The 22,924-nt window shown below is 72.9% G+C and carries 22 protein-coding genes; 5 read left to right on the top strand and 17 right to left on the bottom strand.

Annotated elements, in window-relative coordinates; genetic code table 11:
• Positions 1 to 220: 220 nt before the first annotated feature.
• The 4 genes from OG519_RS01135 to OG519_RS01120 form a co-directional block, all read right to left on the bottom strand.
• Positions 221 to 1,909, bottom strand: a complete 1,689-nt coding sequence (locus OG519_RS01135) for a DUF885 domain-containing protein (protein WP_405577504.1) — start codon at positions 1,907 to 1,909, stop codon at positions 221 to 223.
• Between the two features lie 142 nt (positions 1,910 to 2,051).
• Positions 2,052 to 3,398 carry a GNAT family N-acetyltransferase gene (locus tag OG519_RS01130; protein WP_405577503.1) on the bottom strand — a complete coding sequence of 449 codons (1,347 nt, stop codon included), beginning with the start codon at positions 3,396 to 3,398 and terminating at the stop codon, positions 2,052 to 2,054.
• A 609-nt stretch (positions 3,399 to 4,007) separates the two neighbouring features.
• Positions 4,008 to 5,468: an NCS2 family permease gene (locus tag OG519_RS01125; RefSeq protein WP_405577501.1), complete on the bottom strand. Its 1,461-nt coding sequence runs from the start codon at positions 5,466 to 5,468 to the stop codon at positions 4,008 to 4,010.
• A gap of 243 nt (positions 5,469 to 5,711) precedes the next feature.
• Positions 5,712 to 6,458: an SDR family oxidoreductase gene (locus OG519_RS01120; protein ID WP_405577499.1), complete on the bottom strand. Its 747-nt coding sequence runs from the start codon at positions 6,456 to 6,458 to the stop codon at positions 5,712 to 5,714.
• A gap of 281 nt (positions 6,459 to 6,739) precedes the next feature.
• On the opposite strand from OG519_RS01120, the gene OG519_RS01115 reads away from it, so the two are divergent.
• Positions 6,740 to 7,504, top strand: a complete 765-nt coding sequence (locus OG519_RS01115) for a GntR family transcriptional regulator (protein WP_405577497.1) — start codon at positions 6,740 to 6,742, stop codon at positions 7,502 to 7,504.
• Positions 7,505 to 7,597: 93 nt separating this feature from the next.
• Here OG519_RS01115 and OG519_RS01110 read toward each other — a convergent pair whose 3' ends face one another.
• The 7 genes from OG519_RS01110 to OG519_RS01080 all read right to left on the bottom strand — a co-directional run bounded on the left by OG519_RS01110 (position 7,598) and on the right by OG519_RS01080 (position 14,887).
• Positions 7,598 to 8,755 (bottom strand): ROK family protein, encoded by a 1,158-nt coding sequence (locus OG519_RS01110; protein WP_405577496.1) that lies wholly within the window; start codon positions 8,753 to 8,755, stop codon positions 7,598 to 7,600.
• Positions 8,756 to 8,876: 121 nt separating this feature from the next.
• The gene (mug, locus tag OG519_RS01105) at positions 8,877 to 9,365 is read right to left on the bottom strand and encodes a G/U mismatch-specific DNA glycosylase (protein WP_405577494.1); all 489 of its coding nucleotides are present in this window, start codon (positions 9,363 to 9,365) and stop codon (positions 8,877 to 8,879) included.
• A gap of 65 nt (positions 9,366 to 9,430) precedes the next feature.
• A complete protein-coding gene (gene purB, locus OG519_RS01100; protein WP_405577492.1) occupies positions 9,431 to 10,864 on the bottom strand; it encodes an adenylosuccinate lyase in 1,434 nt (477 codons plus the stop codon).
• Between the two features lie 122 nt (positions 10,865 to 10,986).
• Positions 10,987 to 11,805, bottom strand: coding sequence for an SGNH/GDSL hydrolase family protein (locus OG519_RS01095; RefSeq protein ID WP_405577490.1), 819 nt, complete (start codon positions 11,803 to 11,805; stop codon positions 10,987 to 10,989).
• A 55-nt stretch (positions 11,806 to 11,860) separates the two neighbouring features.
• Positions 11,861 to 12,877 carry a hemolysin family protein gene (locus OG519_RS01090; RefSeq protein WP_405577488.1) on the bottom strand — a complete coding sequence of 339 codons (1,017 nt, stop codon included), beginning with the start codon at positions 12,875 to 12,877 and terminating at the stop codon, positions 11,861 to 11,863.
• Positions 12,874 to 14,229 carry a hemolysin family protein gene (locus OG519_RS01085; protein WP_405577486.1) on the bottom strand — a complete coding sequence of 452 codons (1,356 nt, stop codon included), beginning with the start codon at positions 14,227 to 14,229 and terminating at the stop codon, positions 12,874 to 12,876. Before OG519_RS01085 ends, OG519_RS01090 begins: the two co-directional genes overlap by 4 nt.
• A gap of 229 nt (positions 14,230 to 14,458) precedes the next feature.
• Positions 14,459 to 14,887, bottom strand: coding sequence for a GNAT family N-acetyltransferase (locus tag OG519_RS01080; protein WP_405577484.1), 429 nt, complete (start codon positions 14,885 to 14,887; stop codon positions 14,459 to 14,461).
• 98 nt (positions 14,888 to 14,985) lie between these two features.
• Between OG519_RS01080 and OG519_RS01075 the strand changes: the two genes are divergently transcribed.
• Together OG519_RS01075 and OG519_RS01070 are read left to right on the top strand one after the other, a co-directional pair.
• Positions 14,986 to 15,213 carry an antitoxin gene (locus OG519_RS01075; RefSeq protein ID WP_405577482.1) on the top strand — a complete coding sequence of 76 codons (228 nt, stop codon included), beginning with the start codon at positions 14,986 to 14,988 and terminating at the stop codon, positions 15,211 to 15,213.
• Entirely contained in the window at positions 15,210 to 15,581 is a 372-nt protein-coding gene (locus OG519_RS01070; RefSeq protein ID WP_405577480.1) for a fic family toxin-antitoxin system, toxin component, read from the top strand. Before OG519_RS01075 ends, OG519_RS01070 begins: the two co-directional genes overlap by 4 nt.
• Before the next feature lie 51 nt (positions 15,582 to 15,632).
• Here OG519_RS01070 and OG519_RS01065 read toward each other — a convergent pair whose 3' ends face one another.
• The 4 genes from OG519_RS01065 to bioB form a co-directional block, all read right to left on the bottom strand.
• Positions 15,633 to 16,154, bottom strand: a complete 522-nt coding sequence (locus tag OG519_RS01065; protein WP_405577478.1) for a pyridoxamine 5'-phosphate oxidase family protein — start codon at positions 16,152 to 16,154, stop codon at positions 15,633 to 15,635.
• Between the two features lie 81 nt (positions 16,155 to 16,235).
• The gene (bioD, locus tag OG519_RS01060; RefSeq protein ID WP_405577476.1) at positions 16,236 to 16,982 is read right to left on the bottom strand and encodes a dethiobiotin synthase; all 747 of its coding nucleotides are present in this window, start codon (positions 16,980 to 16,982) and stop codon (positions 16,236 to 16,238) included.
• A gap of 98 nt (positions 16,983 to 17,080) precedes the next feature.
• Complete coding sequence (locus OG519_RS01055) at positions 17,081 to 18,385, bottom strand: adenosylmethionine--8-amino-7-oxononanoate transaminase (protein ID WP_405577475.1); 1,305 nt, start codon at positions 18,383 to 18,385, stop codon at positions 17,081 to 17,083.
• Positions 18,378 to 19,616, bottom strand: coding sequence for a biotin synthase BioB (gene bioB, locus OG519_RS01050; protein ID WP_405577473.1), 1,239 nt, complete (start codon positions 19,614 to 19,616; stop codon positions 18,378 to 18,380). Before bioB ends, OG519_RS01055 begins: the two co-directional genes overlap by 8 nt.
• 245 nt (positions 19,617 to 19,861) lie before the next feature.
• Here bioB and OG519_RS01045 point away from each other — a divergent pair, with 245 nt between their 5' ends.
• Positions 19,862 to 20,980, top strand: a complete 1,119-nt coding sequence (locus tag OG519_RS01045; protein WP_405592382.1) for an 8-amino-7-oxononanoate synthase — start codon at positions 19,862 to 19,864, stop codon at positions 20,978 to 20,980.
• Between the two features lie 27 nt (positions 20,981 to 21,007).
• On the opposite strand, the gene OG519_RS01040 is transcribed toward OG519_RS01045, so the two are convergent.
• Positions 21,008 to 21,247, bottom strand: a complete 240-nt coding sequence (locus OG519_RS01040) for a DUF397 domain-containing protein (RefSeq protein ID WP_405577471.1) — start codon at positions 21,245 to 21,247, stop codon at positions 21,008 to 21,010.
• Between the two features lie 43 nt (positions 21,248 to 21,290).
• On the bottom strand, positions 21,291 to 22,148 hold the full coding sequence (locus tag OG519_RS01035; protein WP_405577469.1) for a helix-turn-helix domain-containing protein: 858 nt from the start codon (positions 22,146 to 22,148) through the stop codon (positions 21,291 to 21,293).
• 270 nt (positions 22,149 to 22,418) lie between these two features.
• On the opposite strand from OG519_RS01035, the gene OG519_RS01030 reads away from it, so the two are divergent.
• On the top strand, positions 22,419 to 22,847 hold the full coding sequence (locus OG519_RS01030; RefSeq protein WP_405577467.1) for an ATP-binding protein: 429 nt from the start codon (positions 22,419 to 22,421) through the stop codon (positions 22,845 to 22,847).
• Positions 22,848 to 22,924: the final 77 nt, after the last annotated feature.

Raw genomic sequence — 22,924 nt, 5'->3', positions numbered from 1 at the left:
GCGGTACCGCCTTGTCGAAAGAAGGGCCGGCCCGACCGCCCGGGCGAGCGGGCCGATGAGCAGCAGGGTAACGGCCCGGCGCGACCAGGGCTTCGGCTTTGCGGCGGCCCGTGCCCGGGTCCCGCCGGACCCGGTCCCGCCCCCGCCGCGAGGCCGGGCCCGGTCCCGCGGAACGCCGCGCAAGGGACACCGGGAACCCGGCGAACGCCCAGCGTCGCGGCTACAGCGCCGAGATCTCCGCCACCAGATCGTCGAGGCCGAGCGACCCCAGCGACAGCGCGGCCATGTGCCACGCCTTCGCGTCGAAGTCGTCGCCGTGCGCCGCGCGGGCGGCGGCCCGGCCGGTCAGCCAGGCGCGCTCGCCGATCTTGTAGCCGATGGCCTGGCCCGGAAGGCCGAGATAGCGGACCAGTTCGCTGTCCACGAAGTCGGCCGGCCTGCCGCTGTGCACGCCGAAGAACTCACGGGCCAGCTCAGGCGTCCAGCGCTCACCGGGGTGGAACGGCGAATCCGCCGGGATCTCCAGCTCCAGGTGCATCCCGATGTCGACGATGACGCGGTTGGCGCGCATCATCTGCGCGTCCAGATAGCCGAGCCGCCGCTCCGGGTCGGTGAGGAAGCCCAGCTCGTCCATGAGCCGCTCCGCGTACAGCGCCCAGCCCTCGGCATTGGCGCTGATCAGGCCGGCCGTGGCCTGGTAACGCGACAGGTCCTCCGCGACGTGCGCCCACTGCGCCAACTGGAGATGGTGGCCGGGCACCCCCTCGTGATACCAGGTGGACACCAGCTCGAAGATCGGAAAGCGGGTCTTGCCCATGGTGGGCAGCCAGGTCCGGCCCGGCCGGCTGAAGTCCTCGGAAGGACCGGTGTAGTACGGGGCGGCGGCGCCGCCGGGCGGCGCGATCCGGGACTCCACCCGGCGGACCCGCTCGGCGAGTTCGAAGTGGGTGCCGTCCAGGGCCGCGATCGCCTCGTCCATCAGGGCCTGGAGCCAGTCACGGACCTCGTCGACCCCCTCGATCGCCTGACCGTGCGCCTCCAGGTACCTGAGCACCTCCCACGGGGTGGCGTCGGGCAGGATCTTGCCGGCCTCGGCGACCATCTCGCCGCGCAGCCGGTGGAATTCGGACCAGCCGTAGGCGTACGCCTCGTCCAGGTCGAGATCCGCGCCGTTCCAGTACCGGGACCAGCGGGCGTACCGCTCCCGGCCCACCGCGTCGGGGGCCGCGGCGATGGCGGGACCGTAGGTGTCCCGGAGCCAGTCGCGCAGCCCGGTGTACGCGGCGGTCGCCTCGGCGGCGGCCGCGGCCAGCTCGTCCCGCTGCTCCGCGGGGCCGGCCGCGACCAGGTCGGCGAACCAGCTCCCGGTGCCGTCCTCCCCGACCCACTCGGTGAACTGCCCGATGACAGTGGCGACCTGGCGCGGTCCCGCGTGCAGACCGCGGGCCAGGCCCTCGGCGAGCGATGCCCGGTAGCCGGCCAGGGCGGCCGGGACGGCGCGCAGCCGGGCGGCGAGATCCGCGAAGTCGTCCGAGGTCTCGGCCGGCATCAGGGTGAACGCCTCACGGATGGCGTGCGGCGGCGACACCAGGTTGCTCACCGCCCGCAGATGCTCCTCGGCCCGATGGACGGCGAGCTGGGCGGCGAGCCGCTCGCGCAGCAGCCGGGCGCAGCGTCGCTCCGCGTCACTGTCCGCCCCGGGCTGTGCCTCGGCCTCGGTCAGCCGCTTCAGGGTGGTGCGCGCCAGGTCGGCTTGAGCGTCCGCGCCCGCCGGCGAGAAGTCCGGCAGCCGGCGGGCGCTTCCGGGCGCTCCGAGATAGGTGCCGAAAATGGGGTCGAGTGCGATCAGATCGTCGACATAGGCGTCGGCGACCCGGCGGGGCAGCGAGCCGCTGCTGAGAGTGGACATACCGCCATCCTCGTACGCCGGAGCGGCCCGCGTCACTAGCAAAAAAATCTTCGTACCTTACGTCTGCCCGGTCGCTCCGCCGGCCGCCGGGCCGGTGGCCGGGATGCGGGGCGCGTCGGTCACCCAAGCGCGACATGGGAGGTCAGGGGCGGCGACCGGCGACCCAGGGCAGCAGCGCGGACGACGAATCCGCCGCCGTGGCCGACGGGAGTGTGGCGGTGATCACCAGGGTGCCGTCCTCCACCTGGTAGTCCAGCGGCAGACCCAGTTCGCGCATCGTCGCCACCATCCCGGTGTTGGCGGACTGGGTGACCGCGTAGACGGCCGCCCGGCCCGCGTCGGCGGCGAGTTCGACCAGCCGGCGGAGCAGGGCGGCGCCGATACCCCGGCGCTGCCACTCGTCCTCGACGATCAGCGCCACCTCGTTCTCGTCGCCGTCCCAGAGCAGATGGCCGAGCGCGACCAGCTTGCCCGACGCGGTCTCCACGGCGATCGAGCGGCCGAAGCGCGGGCTGAGCAGATGGTCGAGATAGCGGTCCGTGTCGCCGGCCGGACCGTGGTAGCGGGCGGTGAGCGTGGCGGGGGAGCAGCGGGCGTGCATCGCCAGTGCCGCCGGCAGGTCCTCGGGGCTCGCCCGGCGCATGGTGATCTCGTTGCCCTCGGGCAGGGTCAGCACGTCCCGGCGGGCCGGCATCCGGACGCCGAGCCGCGCGTCGAGCTCCACCAGCGCCCGCGCCCGGGCGAACTCGGTCGGGGTGAAGGGGAGGTGGTCGCGCCGGACGGTGATGGTGCCGCCGGACGGGTCGCACAGCCGCATCACGGTGGGCTCCAGCGTGTCCGCGTCGCTCCCCGAGTACGCCCCGGGGGTCGAGGTGATGGCGCAGCGGCCGAACAACTCGCGCAGGGCGAGCGGGAGTTCGGCGGCGTCGAGGGCGGTGCGGGTGGCCAGGGTGAGCATCCGGGTCGGCGCGTCCACCAGGTCGTGGGCGTCGGCCCGCTCCAGCCACGTGTCGGTGCCGCCCGCGTCGGCCACGGTGAGGACCAGGGCGGCGGCCGGCAGCGCGGCGGGCGCCCGGAGCAGGAACTCGTCCACGGTGCCCTCGGCCAGCGGATGCGTCTGAAGGGTGATGATGTCGATCCGGCTGTGGGCCAGTGCCGTGCACACCGCGCCGAGGCTGCCGGGGGTGTCCCGCACGGTCGTCCGCAGCCGCCACAGCACGGTCTCGGTCCCGCCCGCCACGGGTTCGGCCGGCGCCGGGGCCGGGGGAGCGTGGCTGTGGCGGCGTGACCACCAGGTGTGGAAACCCGCCGCGGCGAGCAGCCCCACGGACGAGGTGGCGAGCAGTACGCGGCCGTCCGGACCGTGGTTCACCAGATCGGCGACGAAGTCGGCGGCGGCCATGGCCGTGAAGAGCGCGGCCACTTCGGCGAGGTCGCGGCCCCAGTGACGGTGCCGTGCTCTGGTATGGGCAGGGGTCAAGTGAGGCATACAGCCACCATGCCGAATGCTTGTTGCGTGATCACGAACGCGCCATGACCGGACGGTAAAAGAGCTGATCTTCCCGGTTAACCTACCTTTTCAACAGTTTGGCCCATCCACACCGTTTCGGCAGGTCAGACGGGGGCGGGGCCGGTTGGGCCGATCGGCTGACGGCCCGGGCCCCGGGCGAAGTCGCCCCGCGACGGGGGCGGGGACGGCCACGGAGCAGGCAGCGAAAAAGAGATGATAGCCCGTCACCCTCGCCGGCCCCGGCCGGCCGCCGCGCCCGCGAGCGACTGCGGCCGGATACCTCCGGTGCGCCGCCGCGCCGGAACGGCGGGTGCGACCCGGCCGGGGTGGCGGGCCGGAGTCCGGCCGGGATCGGGCCGGGGTTCTTCCGGGGCCGGCCCGGAGCAGCGTCAGGCGGCGGATGCGCAAAATCTCCGGGCGGCCGGGAACTCCGCCGTGACGGGGGAAGTTCTCCCAGTACGGGCCGGTGCGTGCGCCGGTCCGGCCAGCAGCCCCGGCCGGGCACCCCCGTCCCGGCCGGGGCGTATCCGCGTGGCGCCGGGCCCGCCCGTACGCGTCGACGGGCGCCCCCGGCAGCGGCCCGCGCCGCTACTTCGCCCCGAGCACCTGCTGCAACGGATCGATGGCGAAGTACGCCAGGAAGCACACCGACACGCCCCACATCAGCGGATGCACATCGCGGATCCTGCCCAGCGCGACCTTGATCGCGACATACGAGAGGAAGCCCGCGCCGATCCCGTTGGTGATGCTGTACGTGAAGGGCATGACCGCGATGGTGAGGAACGCCGGGATCGCGATGTCGTACTGGGTCCAGTCGATATTGCGCACCTGCGCCATCAGCAGGAAGCCCACCGCGACCAGCGCCGGGGCCGCGGCCTGCGACGGCACCACGCCGGCCAGGGGGGACAGGAAGAGCGCGACCGCGAACAGCGCCCCCGTCACCACACTCGCCAACCCGGTGCGCGCGCCCTCGCCGACACCCGCGGCCGACTCGACGTACGCGGTGTTGGACGAGCTCGACGCGGCGCCGCCGGCCACCGCGGCCAGGCCGTCGATGAACAGCACCCGGCCGATGTTCGGCACCCGGCCCTGCTCGTCGAGGAGCCCCGCCTCGTTGGAGATGCCGACGATCGTGCCCATGGCGTCGAAGAAGTCCGACAGGACGAGGGTGAAGACGAAGAGCAGGGAGGTGACCACGCCCGCCTCCTTGAAGCCGCCGAAGAGGCTGAAGTGGCCGATCAGGCCGAAGTCCGGGCTGGCGACCACGTGATGGGGCAGCTTCGGCACGGTCAGGCCCCAGGCGCCGTCCGGGATGTCGGCGATCGCGTTGACGATGATCGCCACGATCGTCATCACCACGATGCTGATCAGGATCGCGCCCTTCACCTTCCGCGCCACCAGCGCCACGGTGAGCAGCACGCCGAGACAGAACACCAGCACCGGCCAGCCGGTGAGCGTGCCGGAGCCGCCGAGCTGCACGGGGGTGGTGGTCTTGGCCGCGTCCGGGATCCGGCTGGCGAACCCGGCGTCGACCAGGCCGATGAAGGCGATGAACATCCCGATCCCGACGCTGATCGCCTGCTTGATGGGCTGGGGTATCGCGTTCATGATCGCCTCGCGCAGGCCGGTGACGACCAGTACGCAGATCAGCAGCCCCTCCAGGACCACCAGGCCCATCGCGTCCGGCCAGCTCATCTTCGGCGCCAACTGGAAGGCCACCACCGCGTTGAGGCCGAGTCCGGTGGCGATGGCCAGCGGCAGATTGCCGCCGACGCCCATGATCGCGCACATCACGGCGGCCACCAGGGCGGTGGCGGTGAGCAGTTGGGCGGTCGACAGGTGGTGCCCGAACTTGTCCGTCCCGCTGCCGAGGATGATCGGGTTGAGTACGAGGATGTAGGCCATCGTAAAGAACGTGGCCAGACCGCCCCGGATCTCCCGGCCCGTGGTCGAACCGCGTTCGCTGATCCGGAAGAAGCGGTCCACGGGGTTGCCGGCCGGCGGGGGCGCGGACGTCGGCTTCTCGGCGGTCACGGTGGGTCCGGACATGGTGCTCCTTCGGGGTCGAACCAGCGCTGAACCGCGCCTGCTGGAGAGGCACTTCAACCAACGGTGTAAACGGTGTGAGCGGTCGGGGCACACGGATTGTGCTCCTGCCGGGGCGGGCGCGGGTTTCCCCTGCGTTACCCCGTATCACCGTCGGGTTTCGGTCATGCTCGGGTCAAAACTCCTGTCACCGCAGGGGCGCAGGGGCGCAGGGGCGTGCGGGCGGGCGTGCCCCGGGCCCGCCCCTCACAGCCCGCCGGCCACCCGCAGCACCGCTCCCGTGGTGTACGACGCCTCCGGCGACAGCAGCCACGCCACCGCGCCCGCGACCTCCGCCGGCTGTCCGGGACGCCGCATCGGGATCCGGTCGGCTTTCCGCCACGGCCGCTCCGCGTCCCCCATCGCCGCGTGGATATCGGTGACGATCATGCCGGGCTGCACGGAGTTCACCCGCACGCCCTCTTCGGCGAGCTCCTTGGACAGCCCCAGCGTCAGGGCGTCGACGGCGGCCTTGCTCGCCGCGTAGTGCACGTACTCGCCGGGACTGCCCAAGGTGGCGCCGCCGGAGGAGATGTTCACGATCGCGCCGCCGGCGCCCCCGTGGCGGGTCGACATCTCCAGCACCGCGCGCCGGGCGCAGATCAGCGCGCCCAGCACATTGACGTCGACCACCCGGCGCATCACGGCCACCGGGGTGTCGGTGAAGCGGCCCAGCGGTCCGGTGACGCCGGCGTTGTTGACCAGGCCGGTGACCGGTCCCAGGCCGGCCCGCACCGCGTCGAAGAACGCGTCGACCCCCTCCTCGTCACTGGTGTCGACCTGGTGCACCAGGCACGCGGTCCCGGCCGACCGGACCTCGCGGGCCACCTCGTCCGCCGCGTCCTTGGCCCGTTCGTAGCCGATCGCTATCCGGTGCCCGTCGGCGGCGAGCCGCCGCGCCACCGCCGCCCCGATCCCACGACCGCCCCCGGTGACCACCGTGACCTGGCCCATCGCCGCTCCCTTCCGACCACCCGCCGCCGCGCCGCCCCGGCGCGCAAATCACGAACGGTACCGCAGGGCACGATCAACACTTCGTGAACGTCTCATGTATCCGGTTCCGGTGGGCATGGGCGGGTTCGAGGATTGGTCTTGACCAAGTTCGCGAACCGGCTCTATCGTCCTCGTAGTTAGTGCAAGAACCTTTAATAAACACAGGTTCCGAAACAAGGCTTAACAAGCCGCCGACCCGGCCCGACCGGCCGGCCGCGGCTCCGGTTGAATGCGAGGACAGGGTGGGGACCACGGAGCTCGAAGCGGTGCAGGAGCCGAAGTACTGGCACCTCAAGACGGTGTTGAACGACGCCCTCGACTCCGAGTTCGAGGTGGGTGAGATCCTGCCCAACGAACGTGACCTGGCCGCCCGCTTCGGTGTCGCCCGGGCCACCCTGCGCCAGGCGCTCGAACAGCTCGAACTGGAAGGCCGGCTCCAGCGGCGGCGCGGCGTGGGCACCACCGTGGCACCGCCCCGGATGGGTGTCGCCGTCGGCCCCTCGGCCAATGTGTGGCCGGGCGCCGGACGCGACGCGTGGAACACCATCGGCTGTGTCGAGGCCGGCGCCCCGGCCCAGGTCGCCGCGCTGCTCGGCACCGCCCGGGACGAAGCCGTGCACACCATCCGGCGCGAGCGGGTGATGCGGGGCCAGGCGGTCGCCACCGAGCTGCTCTATGTGCCGCCGGCCTCGGTGCCGAACCTCTCCGGTCTGCTCACCCCCGCGACCCACGCCCCCGCCGTGCTGCGCGAACTGCACGCACTGGAGCTGGACGCCGAGGACCGCGCCGTCGAACTCGGCTCCGCGCGCGCCGAGGACGCCAAGCAGCTCGACCGGCTGCCGGGCGCGCCGGTGCTCGTCCTCACCACCCGCTACTACAACGCCGGCCGGGTCGCCGCGGCCTCGGTCGCCACCTACCGCGCGGACACCTGCCGGCTCACCTTCGGTGACTCCGGGGCGGTCGAGGTCACCCACCACCAGCCGGAGACACACGCCCAGGCCTCCTGAAGCCGGCCGCGGGTCCCCACCGCCTCGACCGGTCGGTCACCGGGGCTCGACCGGCACGGCCCGTCCGCACTCCGCGGGCGGGCCGGGTCCGTCTCAGTGCCGCGCCAGCGACGTCTGCTCGACGGCGAACAACTGCTCTTCCACATGGTCGAGCGCCAGCCGCAGCGCCCCGGTGGCGATGGCCTCCTGTCCCAGCGCGGACAGCACCACGTTCGGCGTCCGCAGGCAGTAGCGGGCCAGCTCGGAGCGGAGCGGCTCCAGCACCCCGTCCAGGCCGGCCGCCCAGCCGCCGACCACCACCAGCTCCGGGTCGATCGCCAGTACCAGCGCCGCCACATCGTGCACCAGCCGCCGAAGGAACCGCTCCACCGCGTCCTTCGCCTGCACATCACCCTCCTTGGCCAGCGCGAACACCCGCTCCACGGCGTGCTCGTCCAGCGGGTGCAGCGGCGTCCCCGTGGTGGACAGCAGATGCTCCGGGGTCAGCTCGCGCCCCAGCAGATGCAGCGCCCCGATCTCTCCGGCCGCGCCGCCGAAACCGCGGTGCAGCCGGCCGCCGATCAGCGAGCCGGCGCCGGGGCTGAGCCCGGCCAGCACGAACACCACGTCGTCGGTACCGACCGCGGCGCCCTTCCAGTGCTCGGCGACCGCGGCCACGTTGGCGTCGTTCTCCACCAGCACCGGACACCGGAAAGAGCGCTGCAACCGCTCACCGAGCGCCAGCCCCGTCCAGCCGGGCAGCGCGGTGCTCAGCCGGACCTCGCCGTGCGCCTCCACGATGCCGGGGCTGCCCACGCCGACCGCCCACAGAGTGCTGCGGGCCACGCCCGCCTTGCGGAGCAGCTCGGCGACGGTGACCCGGACCCGCTCCACCCGGTCGTCGGCGGAGGCCGACTCGTCCACCTCACGCCCGTGCGACCCCAGGACCTGGCCGCTGAGGTCGGAGAGCACCACCCGCAACTGATGCGCGCCGATCTCGATGCCCAGCAGGTGGCCGGCCTCGGCGTGGAAGCGGAACCTGCGGGCCGGCCGGCCCTGCTTGCGGGCGTCGCCCGGCTCCGGGGCGACCTCGACCACCAGGTCGGACTCCGTCAGTCCCTCGATGACGCCCTCGACCGTCGGCCGTGACAGACCGGTGCTGTGCACCAGCTCGGTCAGGGTCGGGGTCTGTGCTCCGCGGAGCGCGTGGAGGACGACCGCGGAGTTGATCCGCCGGAGCAGGGACGGGTCCCCGCCGCTGAGTCGCCCCAAGGTATGTCCTCCCAGCCTGTACCTGTGTGTGGCGGATCGTACTCGGCGCGGCGCCGCGCGGCGAGTGCCGTCAGGTTCCGGTTGCGTGACATGCCGACCGGCTGGTTTGCCCGCGGCTGTCTCAGCCCGGTCGGTCCGGCGGCGGCAGCTGGGAGGCGGTCCGCAGCCGGCCGAACTCGGCGGCCAGCATGGCAGGCGACCAGTGGGCGTTGAGTCCGCTCGGGCTGGGCAGCACCCATATCCGGGTGTCGCCGAGGGTGCGCCGCTGCGGGCCCACCCGGGCGAGCCGGTCGTCGAACGCCACCCGGTACGCGGTCACGCCGAGCACGGCCAGCCAGCCGGGCCGGTACGCCGCGACCTTGGCGGTGAGCCGCTCGCCGCCGGCCACCAACTCGTCCCGGCGCAGTTCGTCGGCCCGCGCGGTGGCCCGGCCCGCCACATTGGTGATGCCGAAGCCGAGGGCGAGCACGTCCCGCTGCTCGGCGGGCGCGAACCGGCGCGGGGTGAACCCGGAGGCGTGCAGCGCCGGCCAGAAGCGGTTGCCTGGCCGGGCGAAGTGGTGCCCGGTCCACGCCGACATCAGCCCCGGGTTGATGCCGCAGAACAGCACCTTCAGGTCGGTCCCTATGATGTCGGGCAGGGTACGGTCCCGGGCCGCCGCGAGCTGATCCGGGGTCAGAGGATCGCCCCCGGGCGGTACGCGGCGGCCCGCGGGTGCGCCTTGGTGACCTCTTCGATCCGGCGGACCACCTCGCCGACCTGCCCGGCGGCGGCCCCGGTGAAGGACAGCCGGTCGGCCATCAGCGCGTCGAGCCGTTCGCGGTCCAGCGGGATCCGCTCGTCGGCGGCCAGCCGGTCGAGCAACTCGTTGCGCTCGGTGCCCTGTTCGCGCATCGCCAATGCGGACGCCACCGCGTTCTCCTTGATCGCCTCGTGCGCCACCTCGCGGCCGACACCCGCCCGCACCGCGCCCATCAGCACCTTGGTGGTGGCCAGGAACGGCAGATAGCGGTCCAGTTCGCGGGCGACCACCGCGGGGAAGGCGCCGAACTCGTCGAGCACCGTCAGGAAGGTCTCCAGCAGGCCGTCGAAGGCGAAGAACGCGTCCGGCAGCGCCACCCGGCGGACCACCGAGCAGGAGACGTCGCCCTCGTTCCACTGGTCGCCGGCCAGCTCGCCGGTCATCGAGGCGTAGCCGCGCAGCACCACCATCAGACCGTTCACCCGCTCGCAGGACCGGGTGTTCATCTTGTGCGGCATCGCCGAGGAGCCGACCTGGCCCGGCTTGAACCCCTCGGTGACCAGCTCGTGCCCCGCCATCAGCCGGATCGTCTTGGCCAGCGACGAGGGCGCCGCCGCGAGCTGCACCAGTGCGGTCACGGCGTCGTAGTCGAGCGAGCGCGGATAGACCTGGCCGACCGAGGTGAACGCCCGGGAGAAGCCGAGGTGGTCGGCGATCCGGTGCTCCAGCTCGGCGAGCCGGCCGGTGTCCCCGCCGAGCAGGTCGAGCATGTCCTGCGCGGTGCCCACCGGGCCCTTGATGCCGCGCAGCGGATAGCGCCCGATCAGGTCCTCGACCCGTTCGAAGGCCACCAGCAGCTCGTCCGCGGTGGTCGCGAAGCGCTTGCCCAGCGTGGTCGCCTGCGCGGCCACATTGTGCGAGCGGCCGGCCATGACCAGCTCCGCGTACTCGGCTGACAACTGGCCGAGCCGGGCGAGCACCGCGACCGTACGGTCCCTGACGTGCTCGAGCGACAGCCGGATCTGGAGCTGCTCCACGTTCTCGGTCAGGTCGCGGGACGTCATGCCCTTGTGCACCTGCTCGTGCCCGGCCAGAGCGTTGAACTCCTCGATCCGGGCCTTCACATCGTGCCGGGTGACCTTCTCCCGCTCGGCGATCGAGGCGAGGTCGACCTGCTCCAGCACCCGCTCGTAGTCCGCGATCGCCTGCTCGGGCACCCCGATGCCGAGATCCTGCTGCGCCCGCAGCACGGCCAGCCACAGCCGGCGCTCCAGCACCACCTTCTGCTCCGGGGACCACAGGGTGGCCAGCTCCGCCGAGGCGTAGCGGCCGGCGAGGACGTTCGGGATACGCGGCTTGGCAGTCACGTGGGAAGAGCATACCGGCTTTCCCGGACGCCCATCCGCGCCCGCGAGGACCCCGATCGCGCTGCTCAGCGGGGTGCGGGCGCTGGATCCGACCGACCGGTCGCGTGGTTCGGCCCGTTCGGCTACCGGTCGTGCCAGGGCGTCAGGTCCGGGCGTTTGGGCGGGCGCCCGTCGCCGGTCGAGCGGCCGGTGAGGCGGCGGCCGATCCAGGGCAGCAGATGCTCGCGGGTGAAGCGGAGGTCGGCGGTGCGGCGGGCCGTCCAGCCGGCGCGCATCGCCGGCGGCAGCGGCCGGGTCCACTCGGCCTCCGCGGGCAGGCCGAGCGCCTGCCAGACCGCCTCGGCCACCCGTTCGTGCCCCTCGGGGGTGAGATGGAGGCGGTCGTCCGCCCACATCCGCGCGTCGCCCAGCACCTCGGCGCTGTAAAGGTCCACCAGCAGCGCGCCGTGCCGCTCCGCCAGCTCGCCGACGAAGTCGAAGAGCCGCACCATCCGGGGCAGCACCCGGGCGGCGACCGGACCGCGGCGGACCGGCGTGCGCATCAGCACCAATCGCTTGCACGACGGCGCCAGCCGCGCCGCCGAGTCCTCGAGCAGGGCGCACACCTCGTCCACGTCGCACTTGGGCCGCATGACGTCGTTGAGGCCGCCCACCAGGGTGATCAGGTCCGGGCTCAGCGCCGCCGCGGTGTCCACCTGCTCGTCGGCGATCTGCCGGATCAGCTTGCCGCGCACGGCCAGGTTGGCGTACCGGAAGCCGGGGTCGAGCGCCGCCAGCCGGGCGGCGAGCAGATCGGCCCACCCCCGGTAGCTGCCGTCGGGCAGCAGATCCGACATGCCCTCGGTGAAGGAGTCGCCGACCGCGACGAAGCTGGCGTAGGCGGCAGGGTCGGAAGGGCCGGAACGGCTTGGCTGGCTGGGACCAGTGACAGGCGTGTGCATGGCGGGGGATCCTATGCGACCGCTTAGTCGCCATGGGAATCGGGGGCCGGGCGTCCTACGGGCGCCCCCGTCTGACCAGCTCTTTCAGTACGTCCTCCATCGTCACCAGGCCCACCCCGCGGCCCTCGTCGTCCACCACCGCCGCCAGATGGGCGCGGCCCGCGCGCATCGCGGTGAGGACGTCGTCCAGCGGCGTCGAGGCGCCCACCCGGGTGATGGTGCGCAGGGCCGAGCGGGGGAAGGGCGCGTCGCGCGGCTCCGCGTCCAGCGCGTCCTTCACATGCAGATAGCCCAGCACCCGCCCGTCCGCGTCCTGGACCGGGAAGCGGGAGAAGCCGGTCCTGGCGCCGAGGGCCTCAAGACCCTCCGGGGTGATGCCCAGCGGGGCCCGCACCACCTCGCCGCTCGGCAGTACGACGTCGCCGACCGGCCGCCGCCCCAGCTCCAGCGCGTCCCGCAACCGTTTGGCGTCCCGCTCGTCCAGCAGCCCGGCCTTGCCCGCGTCGACCACCATCCGGGACAGCTCGTCGTCCGAGAACACCGCGTCCACCTCGGTCTTCGGCTCGACCCGCAGCAGCCGCAGACCGCCGTTGGCGAGCGCGTTGACGCCGAAGATCACCGGTCGCAGCGCCCGGGTCAGCCCGGTCAGCGGCGGCCCGAGCAGCAGCGCGGTCCGCACCGGCTCGGCCAGCGCCACGTTCTTCGGCACCATCTCGCCGAAGAGCATGTGCAGATAGGTGGCCACGAGGAGCGAGATCACATACGAGACCGGGCGTGACACGTCGTGCGAGGCGTTCGCGGCGTGGAAGATCGGATCCAGCAGATGCTCGATCGCGGGTTCGGCCACGATGCCGAGCACCAGCGTGCACGCGGTGACGCCGAGCTGCGCCGCGGCCAGCATCGGCGAGAGGTGCTCAAGGCCCCACAGCACCCGGCGCGCCCGCCGGTCGCCGCCCTCGGCGAGCGGCTCCACCTGGCTGCGCCGCACCGAGATCATGCCGAACTCCGCCCCGACGAAGAAGGCGTTCACCACCACGGTGAGCAGACCGATGATCAGCCGGACAACGGTCATCGGCGCGGCTCGCGGGGCTCTCGGGACCCTCGTCGCCCGCCGTCCGCGGGCGGCGAGACCAGCCGGGCCCTGGCCGCGCGCCGCCCCGACGCCTCGGTGACCTCGATCCGCCAGCCGGCCAGCTCCACCGTGTCCCCCTCCGCCGGGATCCGGCCGAGCCGCGCGGCCACCAGCCCGGCCAGCGTCTCGTAGGGGCCGTCGGGCGCGTGCAGTCCGATCCGCTCCAGCTCGTCCTCGGTCCGGGTGGCGCCGTCGGCGTCGTAGATCCGGCGGCCGTCGGCGTCCTCGCGCAACAGGAGCAGGACCGGCTGCTCCTGCGGATCGTGCTCGTCCCGTACCTCGCCCACCACCTCCTCCACGATGTCCTCCAGCGTCACCACACCCGCCGTACCGCCGTATTCGTCGATCACCACCGCCATCGTCTGCCGGCCGGAGAGCCGGTCGAGCAGCCGGTCCACCGGCAGCGACTCCGGTACCAGCAGCGGCTCACGCAGCAGTTCGAGCACGGGCAGTTGAAGCCTCCGGTCGGCCGGAACCGCCAGTACGTCCTTGATGTGGACGGTGCCGATCACCGAGTCGAGGGCGTCCCGGTAGACCGGGAAGCGGGACAGACCGGTGGCGCGGGTGGCGTTCGCCACGTCCTCGGCGGTGGCCCGGGCCTCCAGCGCGGTGACCTGGACCCGGGGCGTCATCACGTTCTCCGCGGTGAGGTCGGCCAGGTTGAGGGTACGGATGAAGAGCTCGGCCGTGTCGGGCTCCAGGGCGCCCTCCTTGGCGGAGTGCTGGGCGAGCGCCACCAGTTCCCGCGGCCCCCGGGTGGAGGCCAGCTCCTCGGTCGGCTCCAGACCCATCCGGCGCAGCACCCGGTTGGCGGCGTTGTTGAGATGGCGGATCACCAGCATGAAGGCGGTGGTGAAGGCCCGCTGCGGCCCGGCGACCGCCTTCACCACGGTGAGCGGCCGGGCGAGCGCCCAGTTCTTCGGGATCAGCTCGCCGATCACCATCAGCGCCACCGTCGACACCGCGGTGCCGAGCACGAGGCCGAGTGAGGAGGCGGTGGATCGCGACAGGCCGGCCCCCCGCAGCGGGCCGCGCAGCAGTTTGCCGATGGACGCCTCGGACAGCATGCCGATGATCAGCCCGGTGCCGGTGATGCCGAGCTGGGCGCCGGAGAGCTGCACGGTCAGGGTCCGTACCCCCGCCAGCGCGGCGTCCGCGCCCCGCTCGCCCTCCTTCGCCGCCCGGTCCAGCTCACCGCGCTCGACGGTCGTCAGCGAGAACTCGGCGGCCACGAACACGCCACAGGCGAAGGTGAGCAGCAGGGCCACCACCAGGAGCAGCACTTCGGTCATCCGGACACCTCGGTCCCATGATCGGGCAGGTCGTGGGCGAACGCACGACGTCGGCCCGCGTGCCCCCGATCCGCGATCTTCGGCCCCGGCCAGCGTACGGACATCCGCCGGCCGGTGCGACGGTCCGCCGGTCCGGGAATCCCGCGGGGGCGGGATGCGGCCGGTGCCGGCTGATCCGCTGATCCGCTGATCCGCTGGGTCGGTGCCGGTCGGTGCCGGTCGGTGCCGGTCAGGGGGTGGCGAGCGGCTTGGTCCAGCGCCGCCACTGCTCCTCCGGCCGGTAGCCGGCCGCCCGCCAGGCAGGGTGCGCCGACTCGTTGCGCTCCAGCACCATCGCGTCGCCGCGCCGTCCGCCCAGGGCGAGGAACCGCCGCTCGGCCGCCGCCAGCAGGGTCCGGGCGACGCCCTGACGGCGGTCGTCGGGGTGGACGGCGAGCCGGTAGAGATGGCACCGCCAGCCGTCGAAGCCCGCGATCACCGAGCCCACCAGGTCGCCGTCCCGGTAGGCCAGCAGCAGCGCCTCCGGGTCCCGTTCGACGAGGCGCGCGACGCCCGCCTCGTCGTCGCTGATGCTGGTGCCCTCGGCCGCGAGCCGCCAGAAGGCGAGCACCGCCGTCGCGTCGCCGGGGGCCGCCGGGCGCACAAGAAGATCACTCATAAGGGCAGCCAACCAGCCGGCGCGCGCGGGCTCCGCCCATTCCGGGATCCGAGATGGCGCCCTTGCCGCTACTAGCACCCCGGCGCTAGCGTGGTCGTATGGCGAAAACCCAGTTGAATGTTCGGGTGGACGAAGCCACCGCCGAGACGGCGCGGGAACGCGCCTCACAGCGCGGCATCAGTGTGAACCGCTACATCGAGGAGCTCGTCCAGCAGGACGAGGGGGAGAACGGGCGGGCGTTCGTCCAGGCCGCGGCCGACTTCATGCAGCGGTACGAACAGGTCTTCGAAGAAGAGTTCGGTCCCAGCGGCAAAGGCTCCCGTTGACCCTGAGGATCGACCTTCCCTGGCTGCTCATGGTCGCCGAGCACAACACCCCCGGCGATCCGCAGGTCACCGACTGGGGCGCGCTCGTCGCCGCGGTCAGCAGGCACCGCGCCGAGATCTTCGGCCATCCCGTCTATCCCGACGAGCACACCCGCGCCGCCGCGCTGCTGCAACTGCTGCTGCTCGTGCCGGCCCTGGAACGCTCCAACGCGCTCTTCGCGACCGCCGTCGCCTACGCCTATCTGGTGGCCGGCGGCCTCAAGGTCGTCACCACCCCCGAGCAGGTACGGGACCTGGCCCGGCTGATCAAGGACGGCGACGCGGACCTGGACCGCATCGCCGACGAGCTGCGCGGCTGGACGGCCTGAGCGTCGGCTCACCCGGGACGCGGGCGGATCCGGGCGGCGCCGTCCGCACCTTCATCGCAGACCCCCGCCGGGGCAGGGGCGCCAGCTCGTCTGGGCGTACGTCCCCCCCTTGCGGAAGGCCAGCACCTTGGTGGGCGCCACCTCGAAGACGCTCGCCGCGCCACCGCCCTGGTGCCGGAAAGCGCCGTCCCGCACCTCGAACCGCCACTCCTCGCCGTACTTCCCGACCCAGGCGGCGGCCAGCAGCTCCAGCCGCCGCTGCTCGCGGACGCGCACGGCCTCGCCCTCCACCACCACGTCCAGCCCTTCCTTGAGGGCGTTGCTCCCCGTGGTGAGCGCGACCTGGTGACGGGCCGTGAGGTTGCGCGCCTTCTGCTCGCCCTCACCGGTGGTGAAGTAGAGGCACTCGTCGTGCCAGACCGCGATCAGCGGCGTGACATGCGGACGGCCGTCTCGCCGTACGGTCGTCAGCCAGTAGGTCCCGGCCGCCGCCAGCACGGCGTCCACCTCCTGCCAGCTGGACGGCCGCGCCTGGGGTTCGCTGAAGCGTGGGTCGAGCGTGCCGGTCGCCATCGGGTGCCTCCCATGGGCTGGTGTCCTCGTCCCAGCATGACGGGAGGGTCCGACAGTGCCCGCTCCGCGCGGCGCTCGCGGTTACGCGTCGCCGGCGGCCGGGACACGGCGCGGCGGCGCATAGGCCTCGGCGAAGCCGGCCGCGTCCCAGGTGCCGCCCAGTTGGGGGGCGAGCCAGTCGGGCGCGGCGGCGCGGAAGGCGGCCGGGGTCAGTGAGCCGGCCGCCGCGGGCAGGGCGCCGAGCAGCGGGGCGCCCGCGACCGCCGGCAGATCGGCGATGTTGCAGCGCTCGGCCAGGCCGGGATCGGCCGGCCAGCTTCCGATGATCACCCCGAGACAGCCGATCTTGCGGGTCCTGAGCGCCTCGGCGGTGAGCGCCGTCGCGTTGAGGGTGCCGAGCCCGGCGGTCACCACCAGCAGTACCCGGGCGTGCAGCAGCGCCGCCGCGTCGGCCAGGGTCGAGCCCTGCGCGTCGTAGCGCACCAGCAGGCCGCCGGCGCCCTCGACCAGCACCACGTCGTGCACGGCGGCCAGCTTGGCCGCCGCCTCGGCGACGTCCTCGGGACCGACCGGGTCAAGTCCGGCCCGCAGCGCCGCCGTGGCGGGTGCCAGCGGTTCGGGATAGCGGGCCAGTTCCGCGGCGGTCACCTCGCCCGCCAGCCGGGCCACTTCGGCCGCGTCCCCGGGCTCCGCGGCGGACACCCCCGTCTGGGCGGGCTTCAGCACCGCCACACTCAGCCCCTGCGCCAGCGAGGCGGCGGCCACCGCGGCGGTCGCCACGGTCTTCCCCACCTCGGTTCCCGTTCCGGTGACGACCACGATGGCCATGACCTCAGCTCCGTTCCTCGATGTTTCCGGGCGCCCACGTCCGGTGACGCCGGATGACGCCGACCCTACGGTCCTCCGCCGGGGCTGCCGCCCGCCGGCTACCCCGCCGCGGCGGCGTCCCGCAGTCCCGCACAGATCAGTGCCACGTCCTCGTCCCCGCTGACGTACGGCGGCATCGCGTAGACGAGGTCGCGGAAGGGCCGCAGCCAGACGCCGGCCCGCACCGCCGCCCGGGTCGCCGCCGCGACATCCACCTCGTGGTCGAGCTGGATCACCCCGATCGCGCCGAGCACCCGCACATCGCGCACATCCGGCAGCGATCCGGCCTCGGCCAGCCCCTCGCGCAGCCCGTTCTCGACCCGCTTGACCTCGCCCGCCCAGTCCTGCGCCAGCAGCAGGTCGATCGACGCGCAGGCGACGGCGGCGGCCAGCGGATTGCCCATGAACGTCGGGCCGTGCGCCAGCACCGGGACCTCGCCCCGCGAGATGCCCTCGGCCACCCGCGAGGTGCACAGCGCCGCGGCCATGGTGAGGTAACCGCCGGTGAGCGCCTTGCCGACGCACATCACATCGGGCGCGACACCGGCGTGCTCGGCGGCGAAGAGCCGTCCGGTGCGGCCGAAGCCGGTGGCGATCTCGTCGAAGACCAGCAGGACGCCGTGCTCGTCGCAGGCCTCCCGCAGCACCCGCAGATAGCCGGGGGAGTGGAAGACCATCCCGCCCGCGCCCTGCACCACCGGCTCCACGACCACCGCGGCCAGTTCGTGCGCGTGCCGGCCGATCAGCTCCCGCAGGTGCTCGGCGTACGCGGGATCCTCGGCGGCGTCGAACCCCGGCGGCGGCGCCGACGCGAAGACCTGCTCGGGCAGTGCGCCGGACCACAGGTGGTGCATACCGCCGTCCGGGTCGCACACCGACATCGGCTGCCAGGTGTCGCCGTGATAGCCGCCGCGCCAGGTCAGCAGCCGCCGTTTTTCCGGCCGGCCGAGCGACCGCCAGTACTGGAGGCACATCTTCACCGCCACCTCGACCGACACTGAACCGGAGTCGGCGAGGAAGACATGCCGCAGCGGCTCCGGGGTGATCTCCACCAACCGGGCGGCCAGCCGGACGGCCGGCTCATGGGTGAGGCCGCCGAACATCACATGGCTCATCCGGGAGAGCTGGTCCCGCACCGCCTCGTCCAGCACGGGGTGCCGGTACCCGTGGATCGCCGACCACCACGAGGACATACCGTCGACCAGCTCGGTACGGCCCTGCGCGGGCGTCGCGAGCCGAAGCCGCACCCCGGCCGCCGAGGAGACCACCAGCGGTTCCTGACGGCCGGGCATCGGACCGTACGGATGCCAGACGTGCTCCCGGTCGAGGTCGAGCAGTACGTCCGCGGGGAGCGGTTCAGGCATTGGGCGGCAGGTCCGTCCCCGCGCCCCGGCGCCGCACCGCCACCAGATCCGTCCGCACGCCGGTCTCCTCGGCCGGCGCCCGCTGGGCGGCCGGCACGGTCACCGCCGGCTCGTGCCCGCCGCACGCCCCGGCCTCGTGGCCGTCGCACGCCGAGCCACAGCCGGCCGCGCCCTGCGCACCGGAGGCGCAGGCGGCGTCGGCGGCGCCGTCGGAACCGCAGAGGCCGCCGCGGTGCCCCGGCAGCGTCCGGGTCCCGGAGCCCTCCACCTCGAAGCCCGCGTCGGCGATCATGTCCAGGTCGGCCTGCCCGGCCTGCCCCTCGCTGGTCAGGTAGTCGCCCAGGAAGATCGAGTTCACCAGGTGCAGCGCGAGCGGCTGCATCGTCCGCAGGTGCACCTCGCGGCCGCCGGCCAGCCGTACCTCGACGTCCGGGCAGACGAACCGCACCATCGCCAGGATGCGCAGGCAGCGCTGCGGGGTGAGGTTCCACTCCTTGGCGAGCGGGGTGCCCTCGAAGGGGATGAGGAAGTTGACCGGCACCGAGTCCGGGTCCAGGCCGCGCAGCCCGAACACCACGTCGACCAGGTCCTCGTCGCTCTCGCCCATGCCCGCGATCAGCCCGGAACACGCCGACAGACCCGCGGTCTGCGCCTGCCGCACGGTGTCCACCCGATCGGCGTACGTGTGGGTGGTGGTGATGTCCCCGTACGTGTTCTCGGAGGTGTTGAGGTTGTGGTTGTAGGCGTCCGCGCCGGCCGCCCGCAGCCGCTCCGCCTGGCCGGCCGAGAGCAGACCGAGGCAGGCGCACACCTCGACGTCCTCGTTCTGGTCCTTGATCGCCTCGATGGTCTTCGACACCCGGTCCACGTCGCGGTCGGTCGGGCCGCGTCCGCTCGCCACCAGGCAGACCCGCTTGGCGCCGCCGGCCACCCCGGCGCGGGCCGCGTCGGCCGCCTCGTCCGGCTTCAGCCAGGTGTACTTGAGGATGTCGGCCTGGGAGCCGAGCCGCTGTGAGCAGTACGAGCAGTCCTCGGGGCAGAGCCCGGACTTGAGGTTGACCAGGTAGTTCAGCTTGACCCGGCGGCCGAACCACTGGCGGCGCACCCGGCCCGCCGCCGCGACCACGTCGAGCAGTTCGTCGTCGGAGGTCGCCAGCACGGCAAGCGCCTCTTCCCGGGTGGGCAGCTCGCGTCGCAGCCCCTTGTCCACCAGTGCGGTCAGCAGATCCATAGGGGCGATCCTCGCTTACCGGGGCGCCCGCGGCCAATGGCGGACCGCACAACTATCAGTGCCCGCGGGTGTGTGCATCACCACACGCTGTGCGCGGCCCCGGCGAAGTACGTTGCTGTGGACCGCCATCCGTACCGTCCCCCAGGGAGACCGCCGTGACGAGCGCCGACAGCCCCGACAGCGCCGCCGGCGAGCGCGCCGGTGAGGACTCCCGACGGCCCGCCCCGGCCGGGCCCTTCGCCTGGATCGCGGCGCAGGACCAGATCAGGCGGGCCGCCGGGCTGCGCCGGGAGCTGCGCCCCCGGCCGGCCGACTCCGGGCTGCTCGACCTGGCGGGCAACGACTACCTCGGGCTGACCCGGCACCCGGAGGTGACCAGGGCGGGGGCGGACGCCTGCCTGCGCTGGGGCGCGGGCGCCACCGGCTCCCGGCTGGTCACCGGCACCACCGCGCTGCACGCCGAACTCGAGGCGGAGCTGGCCGACTTCACCGGCTTCGAGGCCGCCCTGGTGTTCGCCTCCGGGTACGCGGCCAACCTCGCCGCGGTCACCGCCCTGACCGGCCCCGGCACCCTGCTGGTCTCCGACGCCGCCAACCACGCCTCCCTCATCGACGGTTGCCGGCTCTCCCGGGCCGCCACCGAGGTCGTACGGCACGCCGACCCCGAGGCGGTGCGCAAGGCGCTGGAGGCCCACCAGGGCCCCGCCGTGGTGGTCAGCGACACGGTGTTCTCGGTGGACGGCGACGCGGCGCCGCTGGCCGCGCTCGCCGCCGTCTGCCGCGCGTACGGCGCCGCGCTGCTCGCCGACGACGCGCACGGTCTCGGGGTGCTGGGCGACGAAGGACGCGGCGCGGCGCATACGGTGGGGCTCGCCGGGGCGCCGGACGTCGTGTGCACCGCCACCCTGTCGAAGTCACTGGGCGCCCAGGGCGGGGTGGTGCTGGGCCCGGCGGCCGTGATCGAGCACCTGGTCAACGCGGCCCGTACCTTCATCTTCGACACCGGCCTCGCCCCGGCCGCCGCGGGCGCGGCGCTCGGCGCGCTGCGGCTGCTGCGCCGGGAACCGGAACGCGCCGGAAGATCCCGGGCGGTCGCCCGGGACTTCCACCGGCGGCTGACGGCGGCCGGGCTGGACGCGACCGCGCCGGACGCCTGTGTGGTGTCGGTCCGCGCCCCCTCACCCGAAGGGGCGCTGGCCTGGGCGGCGGCCTGCCGTGCGGCGGGTCTGGCCGTCGGCTGCTTCCGGCCGCCGTCCGTGCCGGACGGGGTGTCCCGGCTGCGGCTGACGGCGCGCTGCGACCTGACGGACCGTCACATCGCCGACGCCGTCGAGATCATTGTCCGTACCGCACCGGAAGGCTGACGGCCCGGCCGTCCGGCCGGGCCTGGTTCAGGGTCGGACCGGGGCAAGCCCGTCGGCCGCCAACGCCTGGACGAAGTCGCTCCAGGCGTTCGGCGCGAAGAGCAGGGCCGGCCCGAGCCGGTCCTTGGAGTCACGTACCGCCAACTGCCCCGACACCAACTCGGCCGCCTCCACACAATTGTTCGCGGCCGTGCTGTGACTGCTGCGCCGCCAGGTCACACCGGCGACGGTGGAGCTGGAAGTGAGATAACGGGCCCGCGTCGTCATGAGGCCTCCTTTTCGGGTCGGCGCGGTTGCTTGACTCGCCTGTCTACCCCGACAGCTCGTCCCGGATCCCGGCGATCATCGCGGTCGACTCCTCGCGGGGAAGAGCCCGGGCGTGCAATCGGGCGAACGTGGCCGTGTAGGCCGCGACGTCCTCTTTCCGATCGACGTAGAGACTACTCGTCAAATGGTCGACAACAACCACGTCCAGATCGGCAATGCGCGGAAATGAGAAGATGACGAAAGAATTTGTCACACCCATGTGTCCGCCGGCGGCGAACGGCAGCACTTGCAGCCGGACCTGCGGAAGTTCCGCCGCCTCCTCCAGTTTGCGCAACTGTCCCACCATCACCTCGCGTCCGCCGACGCCACGCCGCAGCACCGCCTCGTCGAGTACCGCCCACAATTCGAGTGGCGGATTCTGGTGCAGTACCGCCTGCCGGGCGATCCGCACGTCCACCAGGGCGTCGAGCGCCTTTCCGCTGAGCTGCGGCATCACGTCCGCGGTCAGCGCCCGGGCGTACTCCGGGGTCTGGAGCAAGCCCGGGACCACGGTGTTCTCCATCGACAGGGCCCGGCTGGCGCCGGTTTCCAGGCTGATGAAATCGCGGTACTCCACCGGCAGCACATCACGGAAGTCATGCCACCAGCCCCGCTGGTAGGCCCGGTCGGCGAGGGTGCCGAGCAGGTCGCGGACGGCCTGATCGCGTACCGCGTACACATCGAGCAGCACGGTCACGTCCTCCGCGCGGACGCTGCTGCGACCGGTCTCGATCCGGCTGACTTTCGACTGGTGCCATCCGGCCAGTTTGGCCGCTTCACCACTGGTGAGCCCGGCCAGGTCGCGCAATCTGCGCAACTCCTCGCCAAGCCTGCGCCGTCGTACGGCAGGGACTCGTTCCACGCTGTCTCGCCCCTCATGGGATGTGGTGCCGACCGAGCGGCGTCCGTTACGACAGTCTGCCGATCAAATGCGTTCTCACGTAGCAGAATTCACCGATTTGAGCGACAGATATATGCAGGGTGCTGTGGAACGTCCGTAATGGCGGCACCATGAGTGGACTCTGGCGCGAATCGGCGGCTTCCGGACTCGGTCCGGGCTCGGCTTCGGATCGGTCAGCACACGGCCCGCGTACCGGAGCCCGGTCACGGGAGGAAAGGGAACGGCGTCGTCATGGCGGACCTACAGGAAGCAACGATCACCCTGCCCAGCGACCCGGCCTCGGTGACGACGGCCCGGCGCTACGTGTGCACGCTGCTCGCGGAGTGGGGTCTGCCGCCCGGCGATCCGGTGACGGACTCGGTGCGGCTGATGGTCTCCGAACTCACCACCAACGCGGTGCTGCACACCCTGGGCCTGTCGCCGACGTTCACCGTCGACATCCGCCTCGAACAGGGCGAGCAACTCCACATCGGCGTCACCGACAGCCACCCCCGCCGGCCGCGGCGGCTGCCGGCCGGCAGCCAGCAGGACAACGGCCGCGGCATGGTGATCATCCGTCACCTCACCGCGGAGTTCGGCGGCCGGCTTCAGGTCACCCCGACCGACGACGGCGGGAAGACCGTATGGGTCATGATCCCCTGGGCGGTTCCGGTCCGGTGAGCCGCCGCGCGGCCCGCCGGCGGCGCGTCCACGCCATCGCGGCCCGGCGTCACCGTCACCGGCACCATCACTGTCAT

This window comes from Streptomyces sp. NBC_01190 (genome assembly GCF_045039895.1).
In the GTDB taxonomy this organism is placed as follows: Bacteria; Actinomycetota; Actinomycetes; order Streptomycetales; family Streptomycetaceae; genus Actinacidiphila.
Note: the sequence above shows the minus strand (reverse complement) of the source record. Positions and strands in the feature narration are given on the sequence as shown.